The organism is Candidatus Methylomirabilota bacterium (assembly GCA_036005065.1).
In the GTDB taxonomy this organism is placed as follows: Bacteria; Methylomirabilota; Methylomirabilia; order Rokubacteriales; family DASRDR01; genus DASYQW01.
This window is the reverse complement of the sequence record DASYQW010000065.1, coordinates 85,091-106,984: the sequence shown is the minus strand read 5'-3', so window position 1 is coordinate 106,984 and position 21,894 is coordinate 85,091. Positions and strand designations below refer to the sequence as shown.

22 protein-coding genes are annotated in these 21,894 nt (G+C 71.9%); 6 read left to right on the top strand and 16 right to left on the bottom strand.

What is annotated here, in order from left to right; all coding sequences use genetic code 11:
* The coding region (locus VGW35_05360; GenBank protein ID HEV8307075.1) for a thioredoxin-like domain-containing protein at positions 1 to 1,989 on the top strand (1,989 nt) is incomplete at its 5' end.
* Between the two features lie 297 nt (positions 1,990 to 2,286).
* Entirely contained in the window at positions 2,287 to 2,544 is a 258-nt protein-coding gene (locus tag VGW35_05355) for a hypothetical protein (protein ID HEV8307074.1), read from the top strand.
* Between the two features lie 27 nt (positions 2,545 to 2,571).
* Here the strand turns inward: VGW35_05355 and VGW35_05350 are convergent, their stop codons facing one another.
* The 4 genes from VGW35_05350 to VGW35_05335 form a co-directional block, all read right to left on the bottom strand.
* Positions 2,572 to 3,015, bottom strand: a complete 444-nt coding sequence (locus VGW35_05350) for a universal stress protein (protein ID HEV8307073.1) — start codon at positions 3,013 to 3,015, stop codon at positions 2,572 to 2,574.
* Positions 3,016 to 3,317: 302 nt separating this feature from the next.
* Positions 3,318 to 4,610, bottom strand: a complete 1,293-nt coding sequence (locus tag VGW35_05345; GenBank protein HEV8307072.1) for an alpha-amylase family glycosyl hydrolase — start codon at positions 4,608 to 4,610, stop codon at positions 3,318 to 3,320.
* An 18-nt stretch (positions 4,611 to 4,628) separates the two neighbouring features.
* Complete coding sequence (gene ligD, locus VGW35_05340) at positions 4,629 to 5,681, bottom strand: non-homologous end-joining DNA ligase (protein ID HEV8307071.1); 1,053 nt, start codon at positions 5,679 to 5,681, stop codon at positions 4,629 to 4,631.
* 3 nt (positions 5,682 to 5,684) lie between these two features.
* Positions 5,685 to 6,284 (bottom strand): hypothetical protein, encoded by a 600-nt coding sequence (locus VGW35_05335; protein ID HEV8307070.1) that lies wholly within the window; start codon positions 6,282 to 6,284, stop codon positions 5,685 to 5,687.
* Positions 6,285 to 6,599: 315 nt separating this feature from the next.
* Between VGW35_05335 and VGW35_05330 the strand changes: the two genes are divergently transcribed.
* Positions 6,600 to 6,794 (top strand): DNA-binding protein, encoded by a 195-nt coding sequence (locus tag VGW35_05330; GenBank protein HEV8307069.1) that lies wholly within the window; start codon positions 6,600 to 6,602, stop codon positions 6,792 to 6,794.
* Positions 6,791 to 7,180 carry a type II toxin-antitoxin system death-on-curing family toxin gene (locus VGW35_05325; protein HEV8307068.1) on the top strand — a complete coding sequence of 130 codons (390 nt, stop codon included), beginning with the start codon at positions 6,791 to 6,793 and terminating at the stop codon, positions 7,178 to 7,180. Before VGW35_05330 ends, VGW35_05325 begins: the two co-directional genes overlap by 4 nt.
* Before the next feature lie 107 nt (positions 7,181 to 7,287).
* On the opposite strand, the gene VGW35_05320 is transcribed toward VGW35_05325, so the two are convergent.
* The gene (locus VGW35_05320; GenBank protein HEV8307067.1) at positions 7,288 to 8,694 is read right to left on the bottom strand and encodes a HAMP domain-containing sensor histidine kinase; all 1,407 of its coding nucleotides are present in this window, start codon (positions 8,692 to 8,694) and stop codon (positions 7,288 to 7,290) included.
* Positions 8,695 to 8,913: 219 nt separating this feature from the next.
* Between VGW35_05320 and VGW35_05315 the strand changes: the two genes are divergently transcribed.
* Positions 8,914 to 10,062 (top strand): mandelate racemase/muconate lactonizing enzyme family protein, encoded by a 1,149-nt coding sequence (locus tag VGW35_05315; GenBank protein ID HEV8307066.1) that lies wholly within the window; start codon positions 8,914 to 8,916, stop codon positions 10,060 to 10,062.
* A gap of 72 nt (positions 10,063 to 10,134) precedes the next feature.
* On the opposite strand, the gene VGW35_05310 is transcribed toward VGW35_05315, so the two are convergent.
* The 11 genes from VGW35_05310 to VGW35_05260 form a co-directional block, all read right to left on the bottom strand.
* Positions 10,135 to 11,403, bottom strand: a complete 1,269-nt coding sequence (locus VGW35_05310) for a DUF3999 family protein (GenBank protein HEV8307065.1) — start codon at positions 11,401 to 11,403, stop codon at positions 10,135 to 10,137.
* A complete protein-coding gene (locus tag VGW35_05305; GenBank protein ID HEV8307064.1) occupies positions 11,400 to 13,682 on the bottom strand; it encodes a DUF2339 domain-containing protein in 2,283 nt (760 codons plus the stop codon). Before VGW35_05305 ends, VGW35_05310 begins: the two co-directional genes overlap by 4 nt.
* Before the next feature lie 103 nt (positions 13,683 to 13,785).
* Positions 13,786 to 14,070, bottom strand: coding sequence for a hypothetical protein (locus tag VGW35_05300; protein ID HEV8307063.1), 285 nt, complete (start codon positions 14,068 to 14,070; stop codon positions 13,786 to 13,788).
* Positions 14,067 to 14,396 carry a type II toxin-antitoxin system Phd/YefM family antitoxin gene (locus tag VGW35_05295; GenBank protein HEV8307062.1) on the bottom strand — a complete coding sequence of 110 codons (330 nt, stop codon included), beginning with the start codon at positions 14,394 to 14,396 and terminating at the stop codon, positions 14,067 to 14,069. The genes VGW35_05300 and VGW35_05295 overlap by 4 nt, the downstream gene beginning before the upstream one ends.
* A gap of 135 nt (positions 14,397 to 14,531) precedes the next feature.
* Entirely contained in the window at positions 14,532 to 14,852 is a 321-nt protein-coding gene (locus VGW35_05290; GenBank protein HEV8307061.1) for a hypothetical protein, read from the bottom strand.
* 52 nt (positions 14,853 to 14,904) lie between these two features.
* Positions 14,905 to 15,051 carry a DUF6282 family protein gene (locus VGW35_05285; protein HEV8307060.1) on the bottom strand — a complete coding sequence of 49 codons (147 nt, stop codon included), beginning with the start codon at positions 15,049 to 15,051 and terminating at the stop codon, positions 14,905 to 14,907.
* Positions 15,048 to 15,278 carry a hypothetical protein gene (locus VGW35_05280; GenBank protein ID HEV8307059.1) on the bottom strand — a complete coding sequence of 77 codons (231 nt, stop codon included), beginning with the start codon at positions 15,276 to 15,278 and terminating at the stop codon, positions 15,048 to 15,050. The genes VGW35_05285 and VGW35_05280 overlap by 4 nt, the downstream gene beginning before the upstream one ends.
* A gap of 186 nt (positions 15,279 to 15,464) precedes the next feature.
* Positions 15,465 to 16,253: a DUF6498-containing protein gene (locus tag VGW35_05275; protein HEV8307058.1), complete on the bottom strand. Its 789-nt coding sequence runs from the start codon at positions 16,251 to 16,253 to the stop codon at positions 15,465 to 15,467.
* A gap of 9 nt (positions 16,254 to 16,262) precedes the next feature.
* A complete protein-coding gene (locus VGW35_05270; protein ID HEV8307057.1) occupies positions 16,263 to 17,402 on the bottom strand; it encodes an MFS transporter in 1,140 nt (379 codons plus the stop codon).
* Positions 17,403 to 17,473: 71 nt separating this feature from the next.
* The gene (locus tag VGW35_05265) at positions 17,474 to 20,584 is read right to left on the bottom strand and encodes an adenylate/guanylate cyclase domain-containing protein (GenBank protein ID HEV8307056.1); all 3,111 of its coding nucleotides are present in this window, start codon (positions 20,582 to 20,584) and stop codon (positions 17,474 to 17,476) included.
* A gap of 37 nt (positions 20,585 to 20,621) precedes the next feature.
* Positions 20,622 to 20,873: a DUF4242 domain-containing protein gene (locus VGW35_05260; GenBank protein ID HEV8307055.1), complete on the bottom strand. Its 252-nt coding sequence runs from the start codon at positions 20,871 to 20,873 to the stop codon at positions 20,622 to 20,624.
* A 136-nt stretch (positions 20,874 to 21,009) separates the two neighbouring features.
* Between VGW35_05260 and VGW35_05255 the strand changes: the two genes are divergently transcribed.
* Positions 21,010 to 21,891 (top strand): haloalkane dehalogenase, encoded by an 882-nt coding sequence (locus tag VGW35_05255; protein HEV8307054.1) that lies wholly within the window; start codon positions 21,010 to 21,012, stop codon positions 21,889 to 21,891.
* Positions 21,892 to 21,894: the final 3 nt, after the last annotated feature.

Genomic DNA, 21,894 nt, shown 5'->3' with positions numbered 1-21,894 from the left:
GCGCTCGGCCTGGGCGTGCTGGTCGGGCTCCGCGATCTCGGGGCGCAGGACGCGGCACCGGAGCGGCCCCGCCTGATCGAGGTCGTCACCGCGCCCGAGCTCGACGGCGGCGCCGCCTGGTTCAACGTCGACCGGCCGCTCACCCTCGGGGCCCTCCGCGGGAAGGTGGTCCTCCTCGACTTCTGGACGTACGGTTGCATCAACTGCCTGCACGTGATCGCCGACCTCAAGCGCCTGGAGGCCACGTACGGCCCGGCGCTCGTCGTGATCGGCGTCCACTCGGCGAAGTTCGCCAACGAAGGTGAATCCGAGCGGATCCGGCAGGCGATTCTCCGCTACGGCCGCGACCACCCGGTCGTGAACGACCGCGACTTCCGGATCTGGCGCGCCTACCGCGTGCGGGCCTGGCCGACCCTCGTCGTCATCGACGCCGACGGGGACCTCGTCGGCGGCGCCGAAGGCGAGGGGCACTACGAGGCCCTCGACCGCGTCGTCGGCATCCTCGTCGCCGACGCGCGCGCCCGGGGCGTGCTGGACGAGCGGCCGATTCCGCTCGCGCTCGAGCGTCACCGGCTCGGACCGAGCCTGCTGTCGTTTCCGGGCAAGGTCGTCGCCGACCCGGCCGCCGATCGGCTCTTCATCGCCGACACCAACCACCACCGCATCGTCATTGCCCGCCGGGACGGCCAGGTCCTCGACGTCGTCGGCGGACCCGAGGCCGGCGTCCGCGACGGCGGCTTTGCCGAGGCGCGCTTCGATCATCCCCAGGGGATGGCGGTCGCGGGCGACCGCCTCTACGTCGCCGACCGGCAGAACCACCTGATCCGGAAGCTCGATCTCGAGGCGCGCCGGGTGACGACGGTCGCCGGCACGGGCCAGCAGGGCCAGGCTCGCGCGGCCCGGGGTCCGGCGGGGAGCGTCGGGCTGAACTCCCCGTGGGACCTCGCGGTCGTGAAGGACACCCTCTACATCGCCATGGCGGGGCCGCACCAGCTCTGGGCGCTCGACCTCCCGAGCGGCGAGATCCGGCCGCACGCGGGCCGCGGGTCCGAGGATCTGACGGACGGGCCGCTCGCCGGAGCGGAGCTGGCCCAGCCGAGCGGGCTCGCGACCGACGGCCGGCAGCTCTATTTCGCCGACAGCGAGGCGAGCGCGATCCGCTCGGCCGATCTCGATCCCACGGGCGAGGTGCGGACCCTGGTGGGAGTGGGCCTGTTCGAATTCGGCGACGTGGACGGCGAGGGGGATGCGGCGCGGCTCCAGCATCCCCTCGGTGTCGCCTTTCATGCCGGGATGCTGTACGTGGCCGACACCTACAATCACAAGGTGAAGATCCTCGACCCGCAGACCCGCCGGGTGAGGACGCTTCTGGGCGACGGCACGCCGGGCCACGTGGACGGGGTCCCGGCTCGCTTCTTCGAGCCGGGCGGGCTCACGGTGGCCGCCGGGAAGCTGTACATCGCCGACACCAACAACCATGCGATCCGCGTGGCGGACCTGACGACGCGCGAGGTCTCGACGCTGGCTCTCCGCGACCTCGCGCGACCGACCGTCGGTGCCGCCGGCGACCTCGCCGATGTGCTCCCCGACACGGCCCGGGTGACGCGTCCCCCGCTCGAGATCCGGTCCGGAGGCGACGGCACGCTCGTCCTCGACATTCGCCTGCCGGCGGGTTACAAGCTCGCGCCGAGCGCTCCGTTCGTCTACCGGGTGCGGAGCATCGAGGGCGCGGGGCTCACCGTCGCCGAGGCGGAGCGCGAGCGGAGCCTGGAGGCTCCGACGCTTCCGATCCGCGTGCCGATCCGGGTCGAGCCGGCCGAGGGCCAGGCGCGCGTCACGCTCTCGGCCACGTTCTACTACTGCCGAACCGACAACCAGGGCGTCTGCCTGGTCCAGGCCGTCGTCTTCGACCAATCCGTGCGGATCGCCGCGGACGCCGCCGGCCGCGAGGTCTCGATTCCCTACCAGGCGCCGGGTCCACCCCGCTAGGGCGCTACCCGTTCCACCGGGTCCTGGAACGTGTAAAAAAGGCCGACGCGAAGCGTCCAAAGTGCACGGCAGGTCCGGGCCCCGGGTGCGCCGATCGGGGCCGCGGTCGGCTGGCGATCGGGAAACGGAGGCTCGGGGAAGTCGTTGGTCTCGATGCAAAAACGCCCCGTCCTGCGAATAACCGCAACATGCGGCCCCCGATCAGGGGTAATGGCACCTAGGTTGCTAGCTCTAAGGGTCAACCGCAAGGGGAAGCCCTGATCCCCCTGCGGGTCAACCAGGAGGGAGGCAATCCGCGTGGGACCCTACGACAACCGAAGCGTCACGCTGGATCCGGGCTTGACCGTCCTCGCACTGCGGGGGCTCAAGGAGCGGGAAGGACACTACCCGTTCATCGAGCGTTTCCGCCGCCGCCAGCGGCGCCGAGTCAAGGCAGCGTCGGCCCCGGCCGCCGAGCCGCGCTCGTCGGACGCCTCGGGCTCGCTCTCGCTCTGGTCGCTGCTCGCTCCGCGCCGGCCTCGGACAGCGCGGGACACGACCTCCGCCGCCGCCTAACCCGCGAGCCGCAGCCCTTCGCGGCTCTCAGCGCCCGCCGGTGCCCACCGTCAGCACCGGGCACCGCGCGGTCCTCACCACGCGCTCGGCGACGCTCCCCAGCAGCATCCGGGTGACGCCCGTCCGGCCGTGGGTGCCGAGCACGAGGAGGCCCGCGCGCTTCTGCTTCGCCGCGCGGACGATCGCCGTCGCCGGTGGCCCTTCGAGCAGCAGCGTGGAGACCCGGATCCGCGCGCTTCGAACGGTCCGGGCGAGCGCGTCGAGGCGTCGCGTCGCGCCTCGGCGCTGGGCCGTCCACATGTCCTGCAGGATCTGAGGTGGGAGCTCGGCCATCATGGGCACCACGACCTGGTAGGCGTGGCAGAGGATCAGCTCGCTCCGGAATACACGGGCCAGCTCCTGGGCGAGTCTGAAGGCAGGACGTGAAGCCGATGAGAAATCCGACGCGTGCAGGATGCGCTTGATGGCCATGGATCCTCCTCCCGGGCCGCGGGTTTTGGCCGTGACGTCACCCCTACGGTAGCATCAGTCGGGGCGTGTGTCGGAGTAACCCGGCAGCTCGCCCCGAGCGGGGGATGCGTCGAGCAGGGCTCCGAGCGGCGGCTGTGCCGCCGCAACCGAGGGGGGGCATCGGAGGCTGTCGGAGTGATCGCGCGCCAACGCCTCGCCCAGCCGCCGCGGGTCGGTGTTCCGCTCCGAGCGCGGGCTTTGCCCGCGCAACCGACTCTTGGGGGTGGGTCTGGGAGGGGGCCGCGGAGGCCCCCTCCCATTGTCTAGGCGGGGCGGCGCGCGCGGGGACTCAGCACGAGGGCCACCTCGGCCGGCGCCAGGCGGACGGTCTCCGGCACCGGGGTCCCGTCCGATGGGGCGCCCTCGAGGCAGGGGCGGAAGAGGCGGTCCCCGGGCACGCCCGTCGGCTCCGGGGAAACTTCGCGCGCCTCCGCCACGCTCCGGTTCACCAGGATCAGCCCGCGGTGGGAGCCGGCCTCGTCCGACCGGCGCTCGAGCACCGTCACGTCGGCCGCCCCGGCCTCACGGCGCCGGAGCACGCCCTCGCCAGCCAGCAGCGGGTGCGTGCGCTTGAGCGCGTTCACGCCGCGGATGAACCCCGTCAGGTCGAAGGTCGGCGCCTCCCAGTCCGACGGCCGCGTCTTGACGACATCCAGTGCGCGGCGGAAGCCGAACTCGTAACCCACCGTGATCTGGACGCCGGCCGAGAAGACGGCGGCAAAGGCGTACCGCTGGCGCTGGACCGGCTCGCTCCCGCCGGTCTCGGCGGCCAGGCGGGCGGTGTCGTGGGACTCCGGGAACGAGATCGAGGGCGCCACGGTGCGGAACTGCTCGTGCTGCTCGAGACACCACGGCGCGACGAAGTCCCACCACTTGGAGCTGTTGTAGAAGTAGTCGAACCCGGCGGTGGCGAGGGCCGCCACCTCCTCGAGCCGGCAGCCCAGCGTCTCGGCGACGAAGAGGACGCCCGGGTCGGCCGCCTTGCCCCGCGCGAGCAGCCGGGCCCACAGGGCGGCCGGCACCTTGTAGGCGGCGTCGCAGCGGAATCCGGTGAACCCGAGGTCGAGGGCGCGCTGGACCAGGCCTTCCCAGAATCGCCAGAGACCCTCCCGGTCCACGGCTCCGGCGTTGTCGATTTCCGCGAGATCGCCCCACACCGTGACCTGCGCCGGGTCGGCAGGATCGATGGCCGACGGGCTCACGATCTCTCCGCGCGCATCGCGGCGAAACCACTCCGGGTGCGTCGTGACGAGCGGGTTGTCTCTGGCGGTGTGGTTGATCACGAGATCCATCATCACGCCAAGCCCGAGGTCCCGGATCGACCGGATCACCGGAGCGAGCGCGTCCAGCGACGCGCCGGCGCCGGCTGGGTCGAGGAGCGGGTGGAGCCGCTCGTAGTCCTTGATCGCGTAAAGGCTCCCGGAGAAGCCGGGGGAATGGAGCGGGTTCAGGTAGAGCCAGTCGAACCCCATCCCCCGAGCCCGCTCGGCATGGCCGATCCAGGCGGGACCCGGTCCGGCGAGCGTCGGGAAGAGGTTGTAGATGATCGGCGGCATCGGTCGCCCGGAAACGCCTCAGCCACGCCGTCGCGCGGCCGCCTGGCGGCGGCCCGTCCGGCCGCGGACGGACGGGACCTTCGGTGCCTTGATCCCGGGACCGACGGGGGCCTGCCCGGAGAGCCAGCGCCCGGCCGGGGCCAGGAGGGGGCCGATGTCGTAGCGGCGGGTCCCGAGCAGTGGCTTCCAGAGGTCGCCCCGCTCGCGGAGCCGCGCCGGCACCGTGTCGATCCGGAAGGCCTCCATGCGCAGCTCGCGGTTCACCTCGTCCCACCGGAGCGGCGTGGACACGGTGGCGTGCGGCGTGGGCCGGACGGAGTAGACCGACGCGAGCGTTCGCCCCCACGCGTTCTGGTTGTAGTCGACGATCACGTGCTGCCGGGGCCGCCGCGCGACCCGGTACTCGGCGGTGATGAGGTCGGGGTGCCGCCGGGCGAGCTCGAGGGCCAGCGCCTTGGCGAGAGTCCAGACCTGCTTCTGGGTCGGCCCGCGCAGGATGGGGACGTAGACGTGAAGCCCGCGCGAGCCGGTGGTCTTGACCAAGGGCGCCATGCCGAGTTCGGCGAGCACCTCGCGCACCCGGTGAGCGGCGTCGGCGATCTGTGCCAGGGTCGCGCCGGGCGTGGGGTCGAGATCGAAGTGGAGAAAGTCCGGGCGGTCGGTGTCGTCGCAGCGCGCGTACCAGGGGTTCAGGTCGATGCACCCGAGGTTGACGACCCACAGCAGGGCCAGGACGTCCTGGATGACCGGGAAATGGATCACGCTGCCGGAGCGGTGGGCGATGGCGCAGGTCTCGATCCAGTCCGGCCGGGGCTCGGGGGCGCGCTTCATGAAGAAGAACGGCCCGGCGGCGCCGTCGGGGTAGCGCTTCATCACCATGGCGCGGTCGTGGAGATGCGGGAGGAGGGCGGGCGCCACCGCGAGGTAATACCGCAGGAGGTCGCCCTTGGTCAGGCCGAGCTCCGGCCAGAAGGCCTTCCGGAGGTTCGTGAGCGTGGTGTCCCGCGCGCCCAGCCGGACGACGACCGAGTCCTGGTCGCGCGGGATCGCGGGGGGCGTGGGCCGTGGCAACGCTCAGCCTCGCGCCGGGCGGACTCGAGCGGCCGGCCCCCCGGCGCTCGGCTGGACGGCGGCGTACTCGAGCTCGACCCCGGCCCGGACGGCGCGGAGGAGCAGGGCGCCGCGGCTCATGTCGCCGAGGCCGGTGAAGACCCGCGGATAGAGGAGGCGGGGACCGAAGATCGGCGCCAGCGGCCCCGTGTACTTGTCGGTGGCGATGCTCCCGAGGAGGACGACCTCACCCGCGGGCGGCAGCACCCCGGCCAGGGCTTCGGCGGCCGCGACCAGCGGGCGCCGGTAGTCGGCGCGCTCCACCCGGACGTCGCCCCGCGCGAACCGCCGGAGCTCCTTGACCGTGACGACCTGGTCCGCCGACACGAGCCCGGCGTTCGGGGTGATCACGAGGATGCCTTCGGCCGGCCGGGCAAACACCCGGGCGTAGGCGAGCTTCCCGCGGAAGTAGAGGCCGCTCATGAAGGCCATGACCTCGCCCAGCGGCGCCCCGCTCGCGCGCAGCCGGGCGGCGAGGGGGAACAGGGCCCGCGGGGACATGACGAGGCGGGCCCGCTCGCCGGCGCAGTCGGCCGGAGAGAGGAGGAAGATCCGGGGCGGCATCACGTTCATGATACCGGGCTGAGGCCCCGCAATCCCGACAATGGCAGGCGGTCAGGCCCGGTTCACGGCGGTCACAATCGCGCGAAGCGAGGGCACGAAGGGATCCGGATCGAGGCCGGCGCCCCAGCGGACTTCTTTCGCGAGGGAGTGCTTCCCGCCGTCGGCCGCTGTGCGCAGCGACGGTATCAGGAGCGAATGAAAGTCAGGTACGGCCATGCCTCGTGCTCGCCCGACCTGTCTGACGCTCGGCGCTTAGCGGTCGCCGCAGCTGGACCCTCGAAGTGGGTTGTTGAACGGCACCGGTACAGTAAGCGCATGAAGCTGACCATCGACCTTTCGCCTGCCCACGCCGAACGGCTGCGCCGCGAGGCGGAGCGTCTGGGCCTCGCGCCGGAAGACCTTGCCCGGGCTACGCTCGCAGACCTGCTGACAACCCGGGACGACGATTTCAACGCGGCGGCCGAGCGAGTACTGCGGAAGAACGAGGAGCTGTATCGGCGCCTCGCCTGATGCGATATCTCACGCTGGGGGAGGTGGTCGAACTTCACCGCCTCGTCCTCGGAGCAACCGGCGGCGCCCCTGGGATTCGCGACTTGGGCGCGCTCGAGTCCGCCATAGCCCAGCCCAAGACGACCTTCGCCGGCACCGATCTGTATCCTACACTGGTTGAGAAGGCCGCGGCGCTCTGCTTCGCCCTGGTGCAGGGCCACCCGTTTGTCGATGGTAACAAACGCGTGGGCCACGCTGCGATGGAAACGTTCCTGATCCTCAACGGCACCGAGGTCGATGCCCCTGTGGATGCCCAGGAGCGCCTTATGCTCGATCTCGCCGCCGGCCGGATCACTCGCAGCCAGCTGACCGACTGGCTCCGTCAGCACCTTAAACCACCCGCGTGATACTACGCCGTCTGAACGCCCGCGGTGAGCGGCGCGCGCGGCGCGTCCGCTCGACTGGGCCGCTCGGCGGATGTCCCAGGTCTGGCTGGGCGGCGGCGGTTCCGGGATCAGGCTGGGCCGGGCGCCGGCAGCCTGACCTCGAACGTCGTCCCCGCGCCTTGTCGGCTCCGCACCTGGATCTGCCCTCCGTGGGCGAGCACGATGCGCCGAGCCACCGACAGGCCCAACCCGACACCGGGGACGTCGGTCGCCGAGCCGCGCTGGAAGGGGTCGAAGATCCGACGCAGGTCGTCCGGATGGATGCCGACGCCCTCGTCCGCCACCGAGACGACGGCGAAATCGCCGTCACGGTCCACGCGCACGTCGACGGTCCCACCACGGGGGGAGTACTTGATCGCGTTGCTCAATATGTTGTTGAGCACCTGCGCGATTCGATAGGCGTCGCACAGGATGGGCACGGGCACATCCGGAACGCTCAACCGCCACTGGTGGTCGCTCCCGATGAGGCGATGGAGATCGACACTTTCCCTGACCACTTCTCGGGCGTCTTTCTCCTCCAGCCGGATGTCGAGCTTGCCGGCCTCGATGCGGGCGGTGTCCAGGAGGTCCTCGACCATCCGGTTCAGCCGGTCGACCTGGGTCGTCATCAGAGCGAGCATCTCGGTCGCGCGCTCCGGTGAAGGCGGTCGGCCACCGCCGCCCAGGCGATACGCCGTGATCCTGAGCACGTTGAGTGGGTCGCGCAGGTCGTGCGCCACCCCGGCCAGAAAGCCCAGTCGATTCTCGCGCTCACGCGCGAGGGCCGACGCCATCTCGTTGAACTGGAAGGCGATCTCCCGCAGCTCGGCGGGTCCGTCCTCGGGAATCCGGGCCTCCATGTTTCCGTCGCGAAAGCGTCCGATGCCCGCCCGGATGGACGCCAACGGCCGGTAGAGTCCCCTTCGAGCGCTGGCGATCACCGTCCCGATGCCCACCACGATGAAGCTGGCGGCACCGAGGGCGATGCCGTTCGCCGCCTGGCGGAGACGCAAGCTCTGCTGCAGGCTGTGCCTCGCGTCCTGGAGGTTGATCTCTTGCAGCTCGTCGGATGTCGCGACGGCCTGTGCCATCAAGCGAGTGAGGGCGTGGTCTTCGGCCGGCGAGGGCCCCATCTTGTGGGCCGCGCCCAGGTAGCTCTGGACGTCCCGGGTCAGCCTCCTGACGGTCAGCTCTTCGGCGGAGGAATCGATGTGGCTGCGGGCCTCGACGAGCCCGCGCTGGATGCGGGCCGTCGCCTCGGCCATGGCCTGGGCGCGGCTCGGCTCTCCGGTCAACTGGTAGAGTCGCCCTTCCGTGTGGTGGACGAGGAGGCCGACCTCGATCTCCGCCGCGGCGCGAAACCCCTCGATGGCCATGCTCGCCTGCGTGTTGTCCCGCAGCATCGCGGTCGTGATCGCGACGAGCGCCGCCGGCGCCCCCAGACCCAGCAAGCTGAGGACGATCGCGTTGGCGATGAAGAGCCGTCGGAGGGTCATGCCTGGAGGACTTCCCGTGCCAGAACGGCCAACCCTATCCGCGCATCCCGGGCATGATTCGAACAGACCACCTTTCCCGCGAGGCGTCAAGTCCGTGGGCCGGGGGCGGAGCGCGGCTGCGCCGCCACGCGGAGAGCGGCGGGGCCGCTCAGCCGGGTTGACACGCTCTCGGACCGGGTGCTCAATGACGCTGATGCGCCGGCGCGCGCGCGTTCGGGCATGAAGATCACGACCATCGGGCTTCACTTCGTCGAGTGCCGGCTGCCCGAGCCGCAGGGCAACGCGACATGCTTCTTCGACCGCCGCGAGGCCCTGCTGGTGGAGGTCCGGGGCGACGAGGGCCTGTCCGGCTGGGGTGAGACGTGGCACTCCCCGGCCGCCGCCTGGACGATCATCGAGACCGCACTCGCCGCCGCGGTCATCGGCCAGGACCCGTTCGAGTACCAGCGTCTGTGGACCGCCATGCACGGCCGGCTCGGCTACGAGCGCCAGGGTCCCGGCCTCATGGCACTCTCGGCGCTGGACATGGCGTTGTGGGACCTCCGGGGGCGCGCGCTCGGCCAATCGATCGCCCGTCTCCTCGGCGGGCCGATCCGGACGCGCGTGCCCGCGTATGCGAGCGGCCCCTACCTCAAGCCCGGCCGGGACCCCTACCGCGGCTACCGCCGCGAGGCGGAGCGGATCGTCGCCCCGGGATTCCGGGCGATGAAGATGAAGGTCGGGGTCGACCCCGACGCCGACGGCCGCGCCGCCGCGGCGGTGCGCCGCGTGGTCGGCCCCGAGATCATCCTGCTGGCCGACGCGAACCAGGGCTATACGCCGCGCCCCGCGATCGAAGCGGGCCGCCAGCTCGAGGCCGAGGGCTTCGCCTGGCTCGAGGAGCCGGTGGCGCCCGACGACGTCGAGGGATACGCGCACGTCGCCGGCGCCCTGGGGCTGGCCGTCGTCGGTGGGGAAGCCCTCGGCGGCATCCGAGCCTTCCGCGGCTTCTTCGAGCGGAGCGCGCTCGATGCCGCGCAGCCCGACCTGTCCATCGCCGGCGGCTTCACGGAGGTGGCGCGGATCGCCGCGCTGGCGGCGGCCTGGGAGGTCCCGGTGGTCCCCCACGTCTGGGGTACCGCGGTCAACCTCTACGCGAGCCTCCAGCTCTGCGCGGTGCTTCCCGGCTACCGGAGCCACACGCCGCTGCCGTACCCCTGGTTCGAGTACGACCAGTCGCCGAATCCCCTTCGCGAGCTGTGGGGGGCCCCTGCGGTCGGTCCCGACGGGATGGTCGAGGTCCCGCAAGGGCCGGGCCTCGGCATCGAGGTCGACCCCGCGGCCTTCGAGCCGTACCTCCGGCGGCGCGGCGAGGTGACTCGGGACTGACGCGCAGCGGCCCTCCTCCAAGCTCCTTGCGCCGCCGCACGCCCGCCGACCGGCGCTCGCCGGCCGGTCACACTAGCCTTCGGAGGTGGACGACGGGATCTGGCGGGCCATCCGGAAGAGCAGCCCGGCCAGGAGCAGGCCGGCTGCCGCCATCGCCGCCCACAGCACGAAGGGCCGTCCTTCAGTCCAGGGGGCCCGCGGGGGCGGAGGCGGCGGCAGCCGCGTGGCCGGTCCGAGCCGCGCGACGGGGATGCGCTCGGACTCCACGTAGGGGAACGCGCGCTGCAGATCGTAGCGCGGCGCCGCGGCATCGGCCCGGCCGTAGTCGAGGTGAAAGACCTGCTCGGGCCGGGCCTCGAAGACGAGGCCGCGCCGGACCCCGATCAGGCGGGCGCCCGCGATCCCGAGCGGACGGTCGTCGAGATTCTGGATCGTGAGGCGGAGGTACCGCGCCGCGGTCTCGGGGATGGGCAGGCTCGTCTGCCGGTCACGGAGGCGCGGAGTATCGATCGCGCTGACCGCGCCGCTTCCCACGAAGCGCCAGCCGACCCGATCGTCACTCGCCTCGACGAGGGCCACGCGGTAGAACGTCCGCTCGTCGATGTCGAGCTCGGCGCGGTCGACGGGCCGCCGGCCGCCGAGGTCGAAGGTGAGGCGCGTCGACTTGCCCGCGCGATCCTCCTGGCGCTCGATCACGGCCGGCACCGCTTCCTCGTCCCGCGAGGATGGCGTGTCGAGGCCGATGGCGGCGCCGGCCACCGGCAGCGGGCGGCCCCCCGCGGGGCCCACCGTCACGCGGAGGTACCGAGCGGTCGAGGGCGGATAGCGCACGGACGTGTCGGTGGCGCGGGTCTCACCCTCGACCGCGTAGATGAAGCCGGCGGCCCGCACGAGGTGCCAGGCCCGCCGGTCGAGGCTCGTCTCGACCTTCACGGGGACGCGGAAGTTCCGGGCGGCCGGCCCGAGGCGGATCCGGACGCCGGCGTGGATCGGCGCCCCGTCGCCCAGGTCCAGGACGAACCGGGCCTCGCGGCTCGGCGTCTGCTGGAGGTCGAGCAGCGGGATCTCCCGCTCGCGCCGCGTGGCGGGCTTCTCGTGCCGGCGAAGGACGTAGGCCACCTCGCCGCCGTCGCCGTCGCGGATGCGCAGATCGGCGAGGGACGGCGAGGCGTCGTGGTACACCGCCGGATCGAGGATCACCTCGACGAACGTCGGCGCGGTGAGCGCCGGCAGGCCGATCGCCTTCCGCTGCGTCCAGTAGAGGGCCGCCGGAGCCGCGCCCGCCGCCAGGACCGGCGCGCCGGCCAGCGCCACCAGCGCGAGCGCTCGCCACCACCTCACGGTGTGTGCCCCTGGACCCGCGCCCGGTATCGGGTATAGAGAAACGACGCGAGCAGGAGGACCCCGCCGAGGACCAGAAACGACAGGATCCGATAGATGGCGTCCAGCGTCGCCAGGTCGACCAGCAAGACCTTGACGACGGCGAGGCCGAAGAGCGCGATGGCGCCGATCCGCAGAGCCGCCCGGTCTCGCCAGAGCCCGAGGCCCATCGCGACGAAGGCATAGACGGTCCACAGGATCGACAGCCCCATGTTCCGGGCCTTGATCGCCTCGACTTCGCGGAGCCGCGGCAGCGGCATGAGCAGGATCTCCGCGCTCAGGTGCCACAGGAGGAACAGGGCCGCCGCCACCGCCGCGACCGCGCGGAGTCGGGCCCGGTTCGCGGCTGTCGCGATCGGGAAATCGTCGGCCATCCCGGCGAAGACGGCGTAGAGGGCCGCGATGAGAAGCCCCGAGCCGAACCGGAGGTTCAGCACCGGCGGTCCGACGTTCCGCCACCGCTCGGCGTCCACCGTGGCGGCGTGGAGCCCCACGGCGGCGAGAAGCACCCCGCCGGCGAAGAACAGGACGCGCGTCCGGTCTCGGGGCGCCAGCGCGAGCACCGGCACCGCCGCCGCCGTCCAGATGACCGTCCGGAGGACGTCGAGGTGCGAGGCCGGGAGACGGAGGCCCGCGTGGTCCGCCAGGGCATCGGTGAGGAAGAGCGCGGTGCTCCCGATCGCGGCCAGCAAGAGCAGGGGGCGGGCGACCGACTCCCAGCCCGCCGCCTCGGGCGCGCCCGTCCGGTACAGGAGCGCGGCCAGCGCGCAGGCGGTGGCGAAGACGAGGGTGGGGACGAACGCCGGGTGGTCGATGACGACGAGTCCCCCGTGCCACTGGCGAGGCTCGATCAGCGTCCACCACCGGGCTCCCGCCAGCGCGAGAACCAGGAGCGCGCCGCTCCGGAGCCTCCGGGTACCGAGCCGGAAGCCGCCCCACAGCAGCGCCACCCCCTGGACGCTCCAGGCGATGGTCACGCCGTGCTCGGTGAACTGGACGGGGAAGGTCAGCGTGAGGAACACGAGCGCGAGGGTGAAGTGGAAGAGCGGGAGCCAGCTTCCGGGGCTGGCCGCCGCCAGCGCCCACCGGCCGCCCAGAAAATAGGCCGTCGCCAGGGCGAGGCAGAGCAGGCCGAGCCAGGCGGCGTGCGCCGGATAGAGGACGGCCCGAGCGGCGAGGAAGTACAGGGTGGGAGCCGCGAACACGAGGAGCGGCGCCGCGCGCCACCCGCCGGACTCCCGTCGCCGCGCCGCCTCCACCGGCGCGACCAGCGCGAAGAGGACGAAGAACACGCTGGCCGCCTCCAACGCGACGGGAAGGCGTTCGGGGCGGTACCAGGTCCAGTGCCAGTCCCAGTAGAGCGCGTGCGTGAAGGCGAAGCTCAGGAGGTGGAGCTCGGTCCAGCGGCGCCAGAATGCCGAGGCGAGCATCCCCGCGTCGAGGATCGCCAGGTACGTGAAGAGGGCGGCAGCGGCGTCGGTGCCCGTGCCGAGGACGACCGGCGTCAGGAACCCGCCCAGGTTGGCGAGGAGGGCGATGGCGCGGGCGTCGTCGCGGATGGCGAGGGCCATCCCTGTGGCGGTGACGAGAACCATGAGGACGAAGGCCGACCACAGGGGGACGAGGCCGTAGAAGCCATAGGCCGCGTAGACGCTGAGGTAGAGCGTGCCGAGCCCGACCGCCAGCAGCCCCTGGGCGGCGACGCGGTAGGCGGCCCGCTGTCGCTCGCCCAGGCCGAGGAAGCCGATTCCGGCCAGGAACCCGATCGCCACCCGACCGGTCGGCCCGATCCAGTCGTTCTCGAACGCGTACTTGAGGAAGAACGCGATTCCGAGGAGCAGGACGACGACGCCGGCCCGGTTCAGCCACGCGACGCCGAGTCGCGCCTCGACCTGGCCGAGGCTCGGGGTGGGCCTGGCCGATGGGGAGGCGGGCTCGGGGGCGGGGGACGGGGCCGGCTCAGCCGGCCGCGCGGGAGGCGCAGGAGGCGGCGCTGACGCGGGTGACGCCTCGGCGATCGGCTCGGGCGAAGCCGGCCGCGCGGGCTCGGCCGGCGGGGGAGCCGGCGCGGCGACGACGACGGGGGCCTCGGCCGCCGCGTCGGCCCGGGCCGAGGGCGCGAGACCCCGCTCGAGTGCCTGAAGGCGCCCCTCGAGCCGCCGCACCCGGTCCCGCAACCGGGCGGTCACGAACAGGAAGGCGACCGCGGCGATCAGCAGCAGGAGCGACAGTCCGTCCATGTCGCGCCGATCCTAGCACGAGGGTTCCGCTCCGGCCCCAACCCTCGGCGCCGGTGGCCGATTCGTCGCTGGGGGGAGCCTGCAGGATGTCGGGGGCCAGGATCTAGTCGTAGGTGTCCTCGCGGCGGAGGCCGCAGTAGTGGAGGATGACCTCCTGGCCCTCGATGTCATAGCGGAACCGGAAGCGGCCGAGGGAGAGCCGCCAGCGGGCCTCCTGGACGCCCTCGAGCTTCTTGATCTGGTAGGCCCGGCCGCGGTTATACGGGTCAGCTGCAAGGATCGCTCGGGCGCGGTCGTAGCGCGAGGGGAACTCAAGGTGGCGCGGGGTGAGAGCCTTGGCGAGCCGGTCGAAGCGCGGCGTGGTGCGGACAGCAAAAGGCGGCGTCATGCGCTCTGACGCCGCCGCACTCTCCTTCCGACGATCTTGTGAAGCTCACGGGACAGCTCCTCGGCCGGCCGGCTCTTGCCGGCGCGGTGTTCTTCGCGGCTCTTCCGAATGTGCTCGCGGACCTTGGGGTCCTGGAGCTCGAGGTAGTCCTCGAACTCGTCAATGTCCATCAGGCCGGCCACGGGGATGCCGTCCTTCTCGAGGATGACATACTCCTTGTTGAGGTGGATCCGCTTAATCAGGGCGCCAAGGTGGATCCGGACCTTGGTAACGGGGAGACGCTGGACTATAAGGGGGGACTTGGACGCTGCGGCCTTTCGGGCCACTTAGTGACCTCCTTTCGACGTTGAGGAGGGTTGATTAGCATTAAGTATGCACTCCGGGCCCCGGCAGTCAACGGCTAGCGAGCCAATTACTTCTCGGTGATCTCTCAGGCAGGAGTCTGGGCCCCGCTCGCCTCCTCAATCGAGCCCGAGGATCCGGGCGGGGTTCCGGCGCAGCATCAGCCCGATCTCCTTGGCCGACAGCCCGCACTTGAGGAGCATCGCCACGTAGGTCCGCAGCCCTTCGACGGGGAGCGGCGAGTAGAGCTGCCCGAGGTCCGAGACGATGACGCAGTGCTCGGGGCCGACGGCGCGCATGGTGGCGGCGATGTCGCGCGGGTCGGCCGGCGCTTCCCCGTAGACGAAGTACATGAGCGGCATCATCAGGCTCGCCTCGAGCTCGATGAAGCAGCTCTGCCCGGCGAACGCCTTGAGGTCGTCGAGCGTGAGTCCGGTCATCGCCCACTTCACGTGGCTGACGATGATCCGCCGCAGTCCTTGATCCCGGGCCTCACGGACGACCGATCGCGAGGGCGCGCATCCCGGCCTCCTTCGCCTGGGTGGCGAGGGCGACCACGTCCTGGGCGTGGTTCTGGGGGAAGAGGTGCGGGTTGGCGTGGACGTGCACGTCGATGGCGCCGCGGAGAAGCTCGGTCACCTCCGCCGGCACCAGGTTGTGCCGGAGTGTGCGAAGAGCTCCCGCCGCTGGAGGCTGAGCCACATGGTGAAGAGCGCCGGATAGAGGATCAGCCCGGCGACGAGGAGCGCCGTCGGCGCCACGCAGGCGAGCGCGAACAGGCGCTCGCGCCGGCGGGCGGTCCACCGCGGCTCGAGGCGGACGGCCGCCACGCTCCGGCCCACCTCGAACACCTTGATCTCAGGCATCGCGGTCGCGAAGCCCCAGCACGCGCTGAGCGATCATCTCGATGGGCCGCACCCTGGCCGCGCGCGTCCGCTCCGGCGGCCGGACCCGGACGGCCATCGGAGTGGTGGATCGATTATCAGACCATGAGTCCAGGTGTCGATAGGGCGCGGCCGCCGTGCGGCGGGCGGTGACGCCCTGCCGGTCGCTCAGGCCGGCGGCGCGGGGAGCGCTTCCTCCGCCTCGATCAGCTTGCGCCGCTCGGCCTCCGCCGCCTGCCGCCAGGCGGCGTCGAACTCCCCCGGCTTGCCGAACCGGCGCGCCCAGCGGACGTAGCGGGGCGGCTCGGCGGGGAGCTCTTGCCCCGCTGGCCCGGCCGGGAGCGCCGCGCCGACGTCGAAGAGCAGCTTGAGGACCACGAAGCCCGCGAAGAAGCCGGCCGGGCGCTCCGTCAGCGCGAGGATGAACGCCCCGCCGATCAGCCCCAGGTGCACGACCAGCATCCGGCCCAGCGCCAGGTCGGCGCGACGGCGAATCCACGCGAAGGACCGCTCCCGGATCGTCACGCAGTCGAGCGCCAGTGTCGCCGTCATCACGCCGAGGAGCACGAGGACGCCTTGCCGCAGCTCGGTCGCCGAGGGGGTGAAGCGCAGGACGCCGAAGAGGAAGGCCGCGACGAACAGGCCGTGGGCCAGCGTGAAGGCGAGATTGACGAAGACGAAGTTGGCGAGGAAGGTCGTTCGGCGGTCCCCGGTGGCGGTCCAGTGTCCCCGTTTGCGCGTGAGCTTCCGGTGCACCAGGATGCGGGCGCCGGTGAAGAACGTGTTGAGAAGGTTCGTCAGCCAGTAGAAGATCAGCAGCGAGCCGAGCGACCACGCGCCGTGCACCAGGCCCCAGAGAGGGATGGCGTTGACGGCGAGGGCGTCGGCCAGCCGTGGCGCGGCCACGCGCCAGCCCGGGCGGTCGTCTTCGATCGGCTGCACGCCGGCCTGGCTCACGTCACCTCGTCAGTCGGTGCGGACCCAGGGGACCAGGAGCCAGCAGGCGGCGGTGGCCGCGGCGCTGATGGCGATCAGCCAGCCCAGCCCGACCAGATCGTAGAGCCACCCCCCGAGCCAGGCCGAGCCGGTCGTCCCGATGTTGTTCACCGACATCAGCGCGGCGAAGAACGTCCCTTCGGCGTGGGTCGGCACCGCGCGCGCGGCGAGGTCCATGGTCGCCAGGAAGGCGACCATGGTCACCAGGCTCACGGTGGCGTTGAGGAAGACCGCCGACCACCAGCCGACCAGCCCGTAGTAGGCGAGCGTGCCGGCCACCCCGATGCCGACGGCGACGTTCAGCAGGCGCTTGACCGGGTAGCCCCGGAAGTACCGCCCGAACAGGATCGCCCCCACCATCGACGCGCCGCTCGCGATCGTGGCGAGGAGGCCGAGCTGGATCTTGGTGATCCCCAGGACGTCCACCATGTAGAACTCGAGGGGAACGCCGAAAGAGGGGCTGAAGTTCCAGAGGAGCAGAAAGGCCGCCGCGCGCCAGAGCGGTCCCGAGCGGACGCCGGTGCGGAGCGCGGCCAGCGTCGTGTGGACGGTGGCGCGGTCGAACCGGGTGCGTCCCTCACGGACGGCGTAGGCCGAGGCCGCGAACGACAGGGCCGGGAAGGCGGCGACGAGCAGGAACGTGTGCGAATAGGCGACGTGTGCGGAGAGGTAGCCGCCGCCGACGCCGGCGATCAGGCTGGCGGCGTAGATGGCGGCCCACTGGATCGACTGAAAGCGCCCGGTGAGGCCGCGGGGCTTGCCCTCCTCCACCATCACGGCGTCACACAGGACGTCGGTGAAGGCGAGCCCGAGCCCGGTGAGGCCGAGGATCACCAGCGTGAGGCCGTAGGGGTACCCCGGCAAGAGGCCGAGAATCAGCCAGCCGCCGGCCGCCATGGCGGTGGTGATGAGGAGGTACGAGCGCCGCCGATAGCCGAAGAGCGGGACCAGGTCGGACAGGAGGCCGTAGAGCGGCTTGACGTTCCAGGCGATGCCGATGAGGGCGAAGAAGGTCGCCGTCTGGGACGCCGTCAGCTTGAGGTCGTCCTTGAGAAGGAAGAAGATCGGCTGCGACGCGAGGCCGGCCTTCGGCTCGGCGAACCCTTGCACGAAGTAGATCGCGCCGAAGAAGACCGCCAGCCGAAAGAAGTCCGGCTGGCACCGGAGACCGGTGTCGGTGGTCAGCGCGGCCTCTCCATCGACTCGCGTAGCGCGATGGCGGCCTCCATCTCGGGCCTCGCCCGCTCGGTCTCCCCGATTCGGCCATACAGCTCGCCGAGGCCGCGGTGGCAGCGGGCCTGGAGCGGCCGCATCCCGAGCGCCTCGGCGAGCGCGCGGGCCTGACGGTACGAGGCCTCGGCGGCCGGGGCATCGGCGTGGGCGTCACCGGCGGCGATCTCGCCGAGGAGTCGGAGGGCGTGAGCCTGGTGCCCGCGCTCCGCCTGCGCCTCCGAGAGGGCGAGCGCCCGAGTGGCGAGCGCGCGGGCCAGGTCCGGGTGACCCGCCAGGACCCGCGCTTCGCCGAGCCAGACGAGGCGAAGCGCCTGGTTGGCCTTGAACTGCATCGCGGCTGCCTGCTCGACCGCCTGCTCGAGGACGGCCAGGCCTGTCGCCACTCGGCCGGCGAGGGCGGCGGCGTATCCGAGCGGCGCGGCCACCAGGGGGACCAGGACCACGAGGCGGCGGTCGCGCGCCCGGGCGAGGGCGGCTTCCAGGGGAGCGATGGCCGCCTCCGGCTCTCCCTTGGCGGCGTGCAGCACCCCGAGCGCGGCGGCCGCCAGGATCCGGCTGTACGGCTCCTCGAGCGCCTCCGCGATCTGCCGCGCCTCGGCGGCCAGCACCGTCGCTTCGGCGAACTCCCCGCACTCGCCGAGACACCAGGTGAGCCAGGCCCGCGAGAGCACGGACGGCGGCGCCGGCAGGTCGAAGGGCTCGCGGAGCAGCTCGCCGTCGAGCGAGGCGACGTTGCGCCGCAGGCACTCGATCGCGCGCGGGTACTCGCCGAGCGAGTGGTAGATCTGTCCCAGGCGAACGTAGGCCTGGAGCTGAAGCGGGAAGTGGCTGAAGTCGCTGGCGATCCGGAGGTCCTCTCGGGCGGTCTCGAGGGCCCGCGCGTGGTCGCCGAGCCACCAGAAGGAGCCGGCCATGATGAGCGGGACCTGGCCGCTCCCGACGGGGCGGAAATAGCTGAGCGCCTTGCTCCAGACCTCGCCCCGGGCCACGTGGTGGGCCAGCCACTCGGTGTGCTCGGCGAGCCGGTCGGGGTACAGCTCCTCGAACGCGTCCACGATGCGCGCGTGGAGCGCCCGCCGCTGCTCCTGCAGGAGGCTCCCGTAGGCCACCTCGTGAGTGAGGGCGTGCGTGAAGGTGTAGGTGACGTCGGGGAAGAGCGCCCGCTCGTACAGGAACTCGGCGGCCTGGAGGTGGGTCAGATTCTGCTGGAGCCCGTCGGGGGGCACCTCGGCGATCGCCCGCAGGAGCGGGACGGAGACGTGAGCGCCGATCACGGCGGCGGCCTGGAGCAGACGCTTTTCCTCGGGGGGGAGCCGGTCGATCCGCGCGGCCAGGACGGCCTGGACGCTGGCCGGCACCTGGATCGTCGGCAGCGGCTTGACCAGGCGGTACGCGCCCCGGTCGCCCACCAGGACATCGGTCTCGACGAGGGTCCGGACGGTCTCCTCGAGGAAGAAGGGATTCCCCTGGGTCCGCTCGATGAGAAGCCGCTTGAGCGGGACCAGATCCGCCGCGCTTCCCAGCAAGCGCTCCAGCAGCGCCTCCGCGCTGGCGGGCCGCAACGGGTCGAGCCGGAGCTGCGTGTAATAGCTCTTGTTGCCCCAGCCGTGCTGGAACTCGGCCCGGTAGTTCACGAGGAGCAGGAACCGGGCGGTCGGCAGGCTCTCGACCAGGCCTTCGAAGAGCGCCTGACTATCCGGATCGATCCAGTGGAGGTTCTCGACGACGAGGAGGACCGGCTGACGCTGCGTCTCGCGGAGGAGCAGGCGCTTGGCGGCGTTGAGGACGTGGGCCTGACGCAGGCTCGGGTCGAGCGAGCGGAGCGGGTGATCCTCGGGGAGCGCTTCCAGGAGGAAGAGGAGGAGGGGAATGGCGTCGGTCAATCGGTCATCCAGGGTGAGCACCCGCTCGGTGACCTTGGCCTGGACGCGCTCGGCCGCCTCGTGGTCGCCGACCTCGAAGTATGCCCTCAGCAGCGCCACGACCGGAAGATAGGTGAGCGTGCGCCCGTAGGAGACGGCCGCGGTCTCCAGCAGGAGCCACCCGTCGGCGGCCGGCGAGCGGGTGAACTCGAAGAAGAGGCGGCTCTTGCCGACGCCGGGGTCGCCGACGACGGCCACCACCTGCCCCCGCCCCTCGCGGGCCTGCTCGAGGGCGCGTCCCAGGTGCTCCAGCTCCGCCGCTCGGCCCACGAACGGGCTGAGCCCCCGGCTGAGGGCGGCGTGGAGCCGGGACTGCGCCCGGCTCGGCCCGGTCAGCTCGAAGGCCTCCACGGGCGAGGACAGTCCCTTCACCACGACCGGTCCCAGCCGCCGGGCCTCGACGTGCCCCTCGGCGAGCCTCAGCGTCTCGGCGGTGAGGAGGATCGATCCGGGCTTGGCCGTCTGCTCCATCCGGGCGGAGAGATGCGTCGTCTGCCCGACCGCCGTGTAGTCCATGTGGAGGTCGCTGCCGATCGACCGCACGACGACCTCGCCCGAATTCAGCCCCACCCGGATCTGCAGGGGCACGCCGTGGCGCCGCTGGGTCTCGTCGCCGTACCGGGTCACGCGCTCCTGCATGCGGAGCGCGGCGTAACAGGCGCGCACCGCGTGATCCTCGAGGGCGAGCGGGGCGCCGAACAGCGCCATGATCCCGTCGCCCATGACCTGGTTCACGGTGCCCTCGTAGCGATGGACGGCCTCCATCATCCGATCGAGGACGGGATCGAGCAGCCGGCGCGCCTCCTCGGGGTCCCGGTCGGCCAGGAGCTCCATGGACCCCTTGAGGTCGGCGAAGAGCACCGTGACCTGCTTGCGTTCGCCTTCGACGGCACTCCGGGAGGTGAGGATGCGCTCGGCGAGATGCCGCGGGGTATAGGTCTCGGGCGAGGTGAAGCGCCCGGCGGGGGCAGGGGCGGCCGCGGCCGATTCCAGCGGCGCCCCGCACTGGTTACAGAAGCGGCTGCCGGGGACGTTGAGGTGGGCGCACGCCGAACAGACCGTCGGGAGCGGCTCGCCGCACCCGTTGCAGAACCGGGCCCCGGGCGGGTTCTCCTGCCGGCAGCGCCGGCAGCGCATTCAGGCTCCGGGGAGGCGCCGGAGGGTCACGCGCGGCCTACGCGCCCTCCTTGACCTCGATGATCTCGTCGGCGACGAGACCGTGGGCCTCCCGGTGCACCGCCGCCGCCGCTTCCTTGCTGGGCGCCTGGACGAGGCAGAAGACCTTGCCGGTCCCTTCGTCGTACCAGTACCGGAGGTAGTTGACCCCATATTTGTTCTGGACCTTGAGGTCCTTCTCGTGGGCCTCTCCCACGCCTTCCCCGGTCAGCCCCGGAATCTTGTGGTGCACATCCAGATAGAGCGGCATCGAGCACCTCCTGAACGTGGACTAGAGCGAGTCTAGGCGGAGCAGGCGCGGCCGGTCAAGAGGCGCCCGCAGCAGAGGCGCCCGGCAGCGGACCTCCCGGGTTGACTTCGGCGTCCCGGTGGGACACAGTCCCGGCATGTCGGTCGTCCGCACGCCGGAGGAGCGATTCCGCGAGCTGCCCGACTACCCGTTCGCCCCTCGCTATCTCGCCGTCGACGGGATGCGCATCCACTATGTGGACGAGGGTCAGGGCGCGCCGGTCCTGCTCCTCCATGGCGAGCCGACGTGGTCCTTCCTCTACCGCCGGATCATCCCGCAGGTGGTGGAGGCCGGCGCGCGGGCCGTCGCGCCCGATTACGTCGGGTTCGGCAAATCCGACAAGTGGACGGACGAGGCCCGCTACAGCTACACCGGACACGTCGCGATCCTCACGCGGGTCGTCGAGGCGCTCGATCTGCGGGCGATGACCATCGTCGTCCAGGACTGGGGCGGGCCGATCGGCCTCCGCCTTGCCGTCCAGCAGCCCGAGCGGGTCGCCCGGCTGGTCGTGCTGAACACCGGACTCTTCACCGGCCACGAGCCCCTGTCCGAAGGGCTCCAGGCCTGGCGAGCCTACGCCGCCCGGACCCCGGACCTTCCGGCCGGGCTCGTCGTGAGGCGGGCGGCGGTCGATCGGGGCCGGATCACGGACGAGATCGTGCGGGCCTACGACGCGCCGTTTCCCGACCTCGCCTCGAAGGCGGGGGCGCGGGCCTTCCCGGCGATGATCCCGACCCGCCCGGGCGACCCGGGCGGGCGCGAGATGGTGGAGACGCAGACGGCGCTCGCGCGCCGCGCCCCGCCGACCCTGGTCCTCTGGAGCGACCAGGATCGCGTCTTCCCGATCGAAGCCGGGCGCCGCTTCGCCGGGCTCTTCCCGGGCGCGACCTTTCGGGTCGTCGAGGGGGCCGGCCACTTCCTGCAGGAGGAGCGTGGCGCGGAGATCGGCCGCGAGGTCGCCCGGTTCATCGCTGGATAGGGA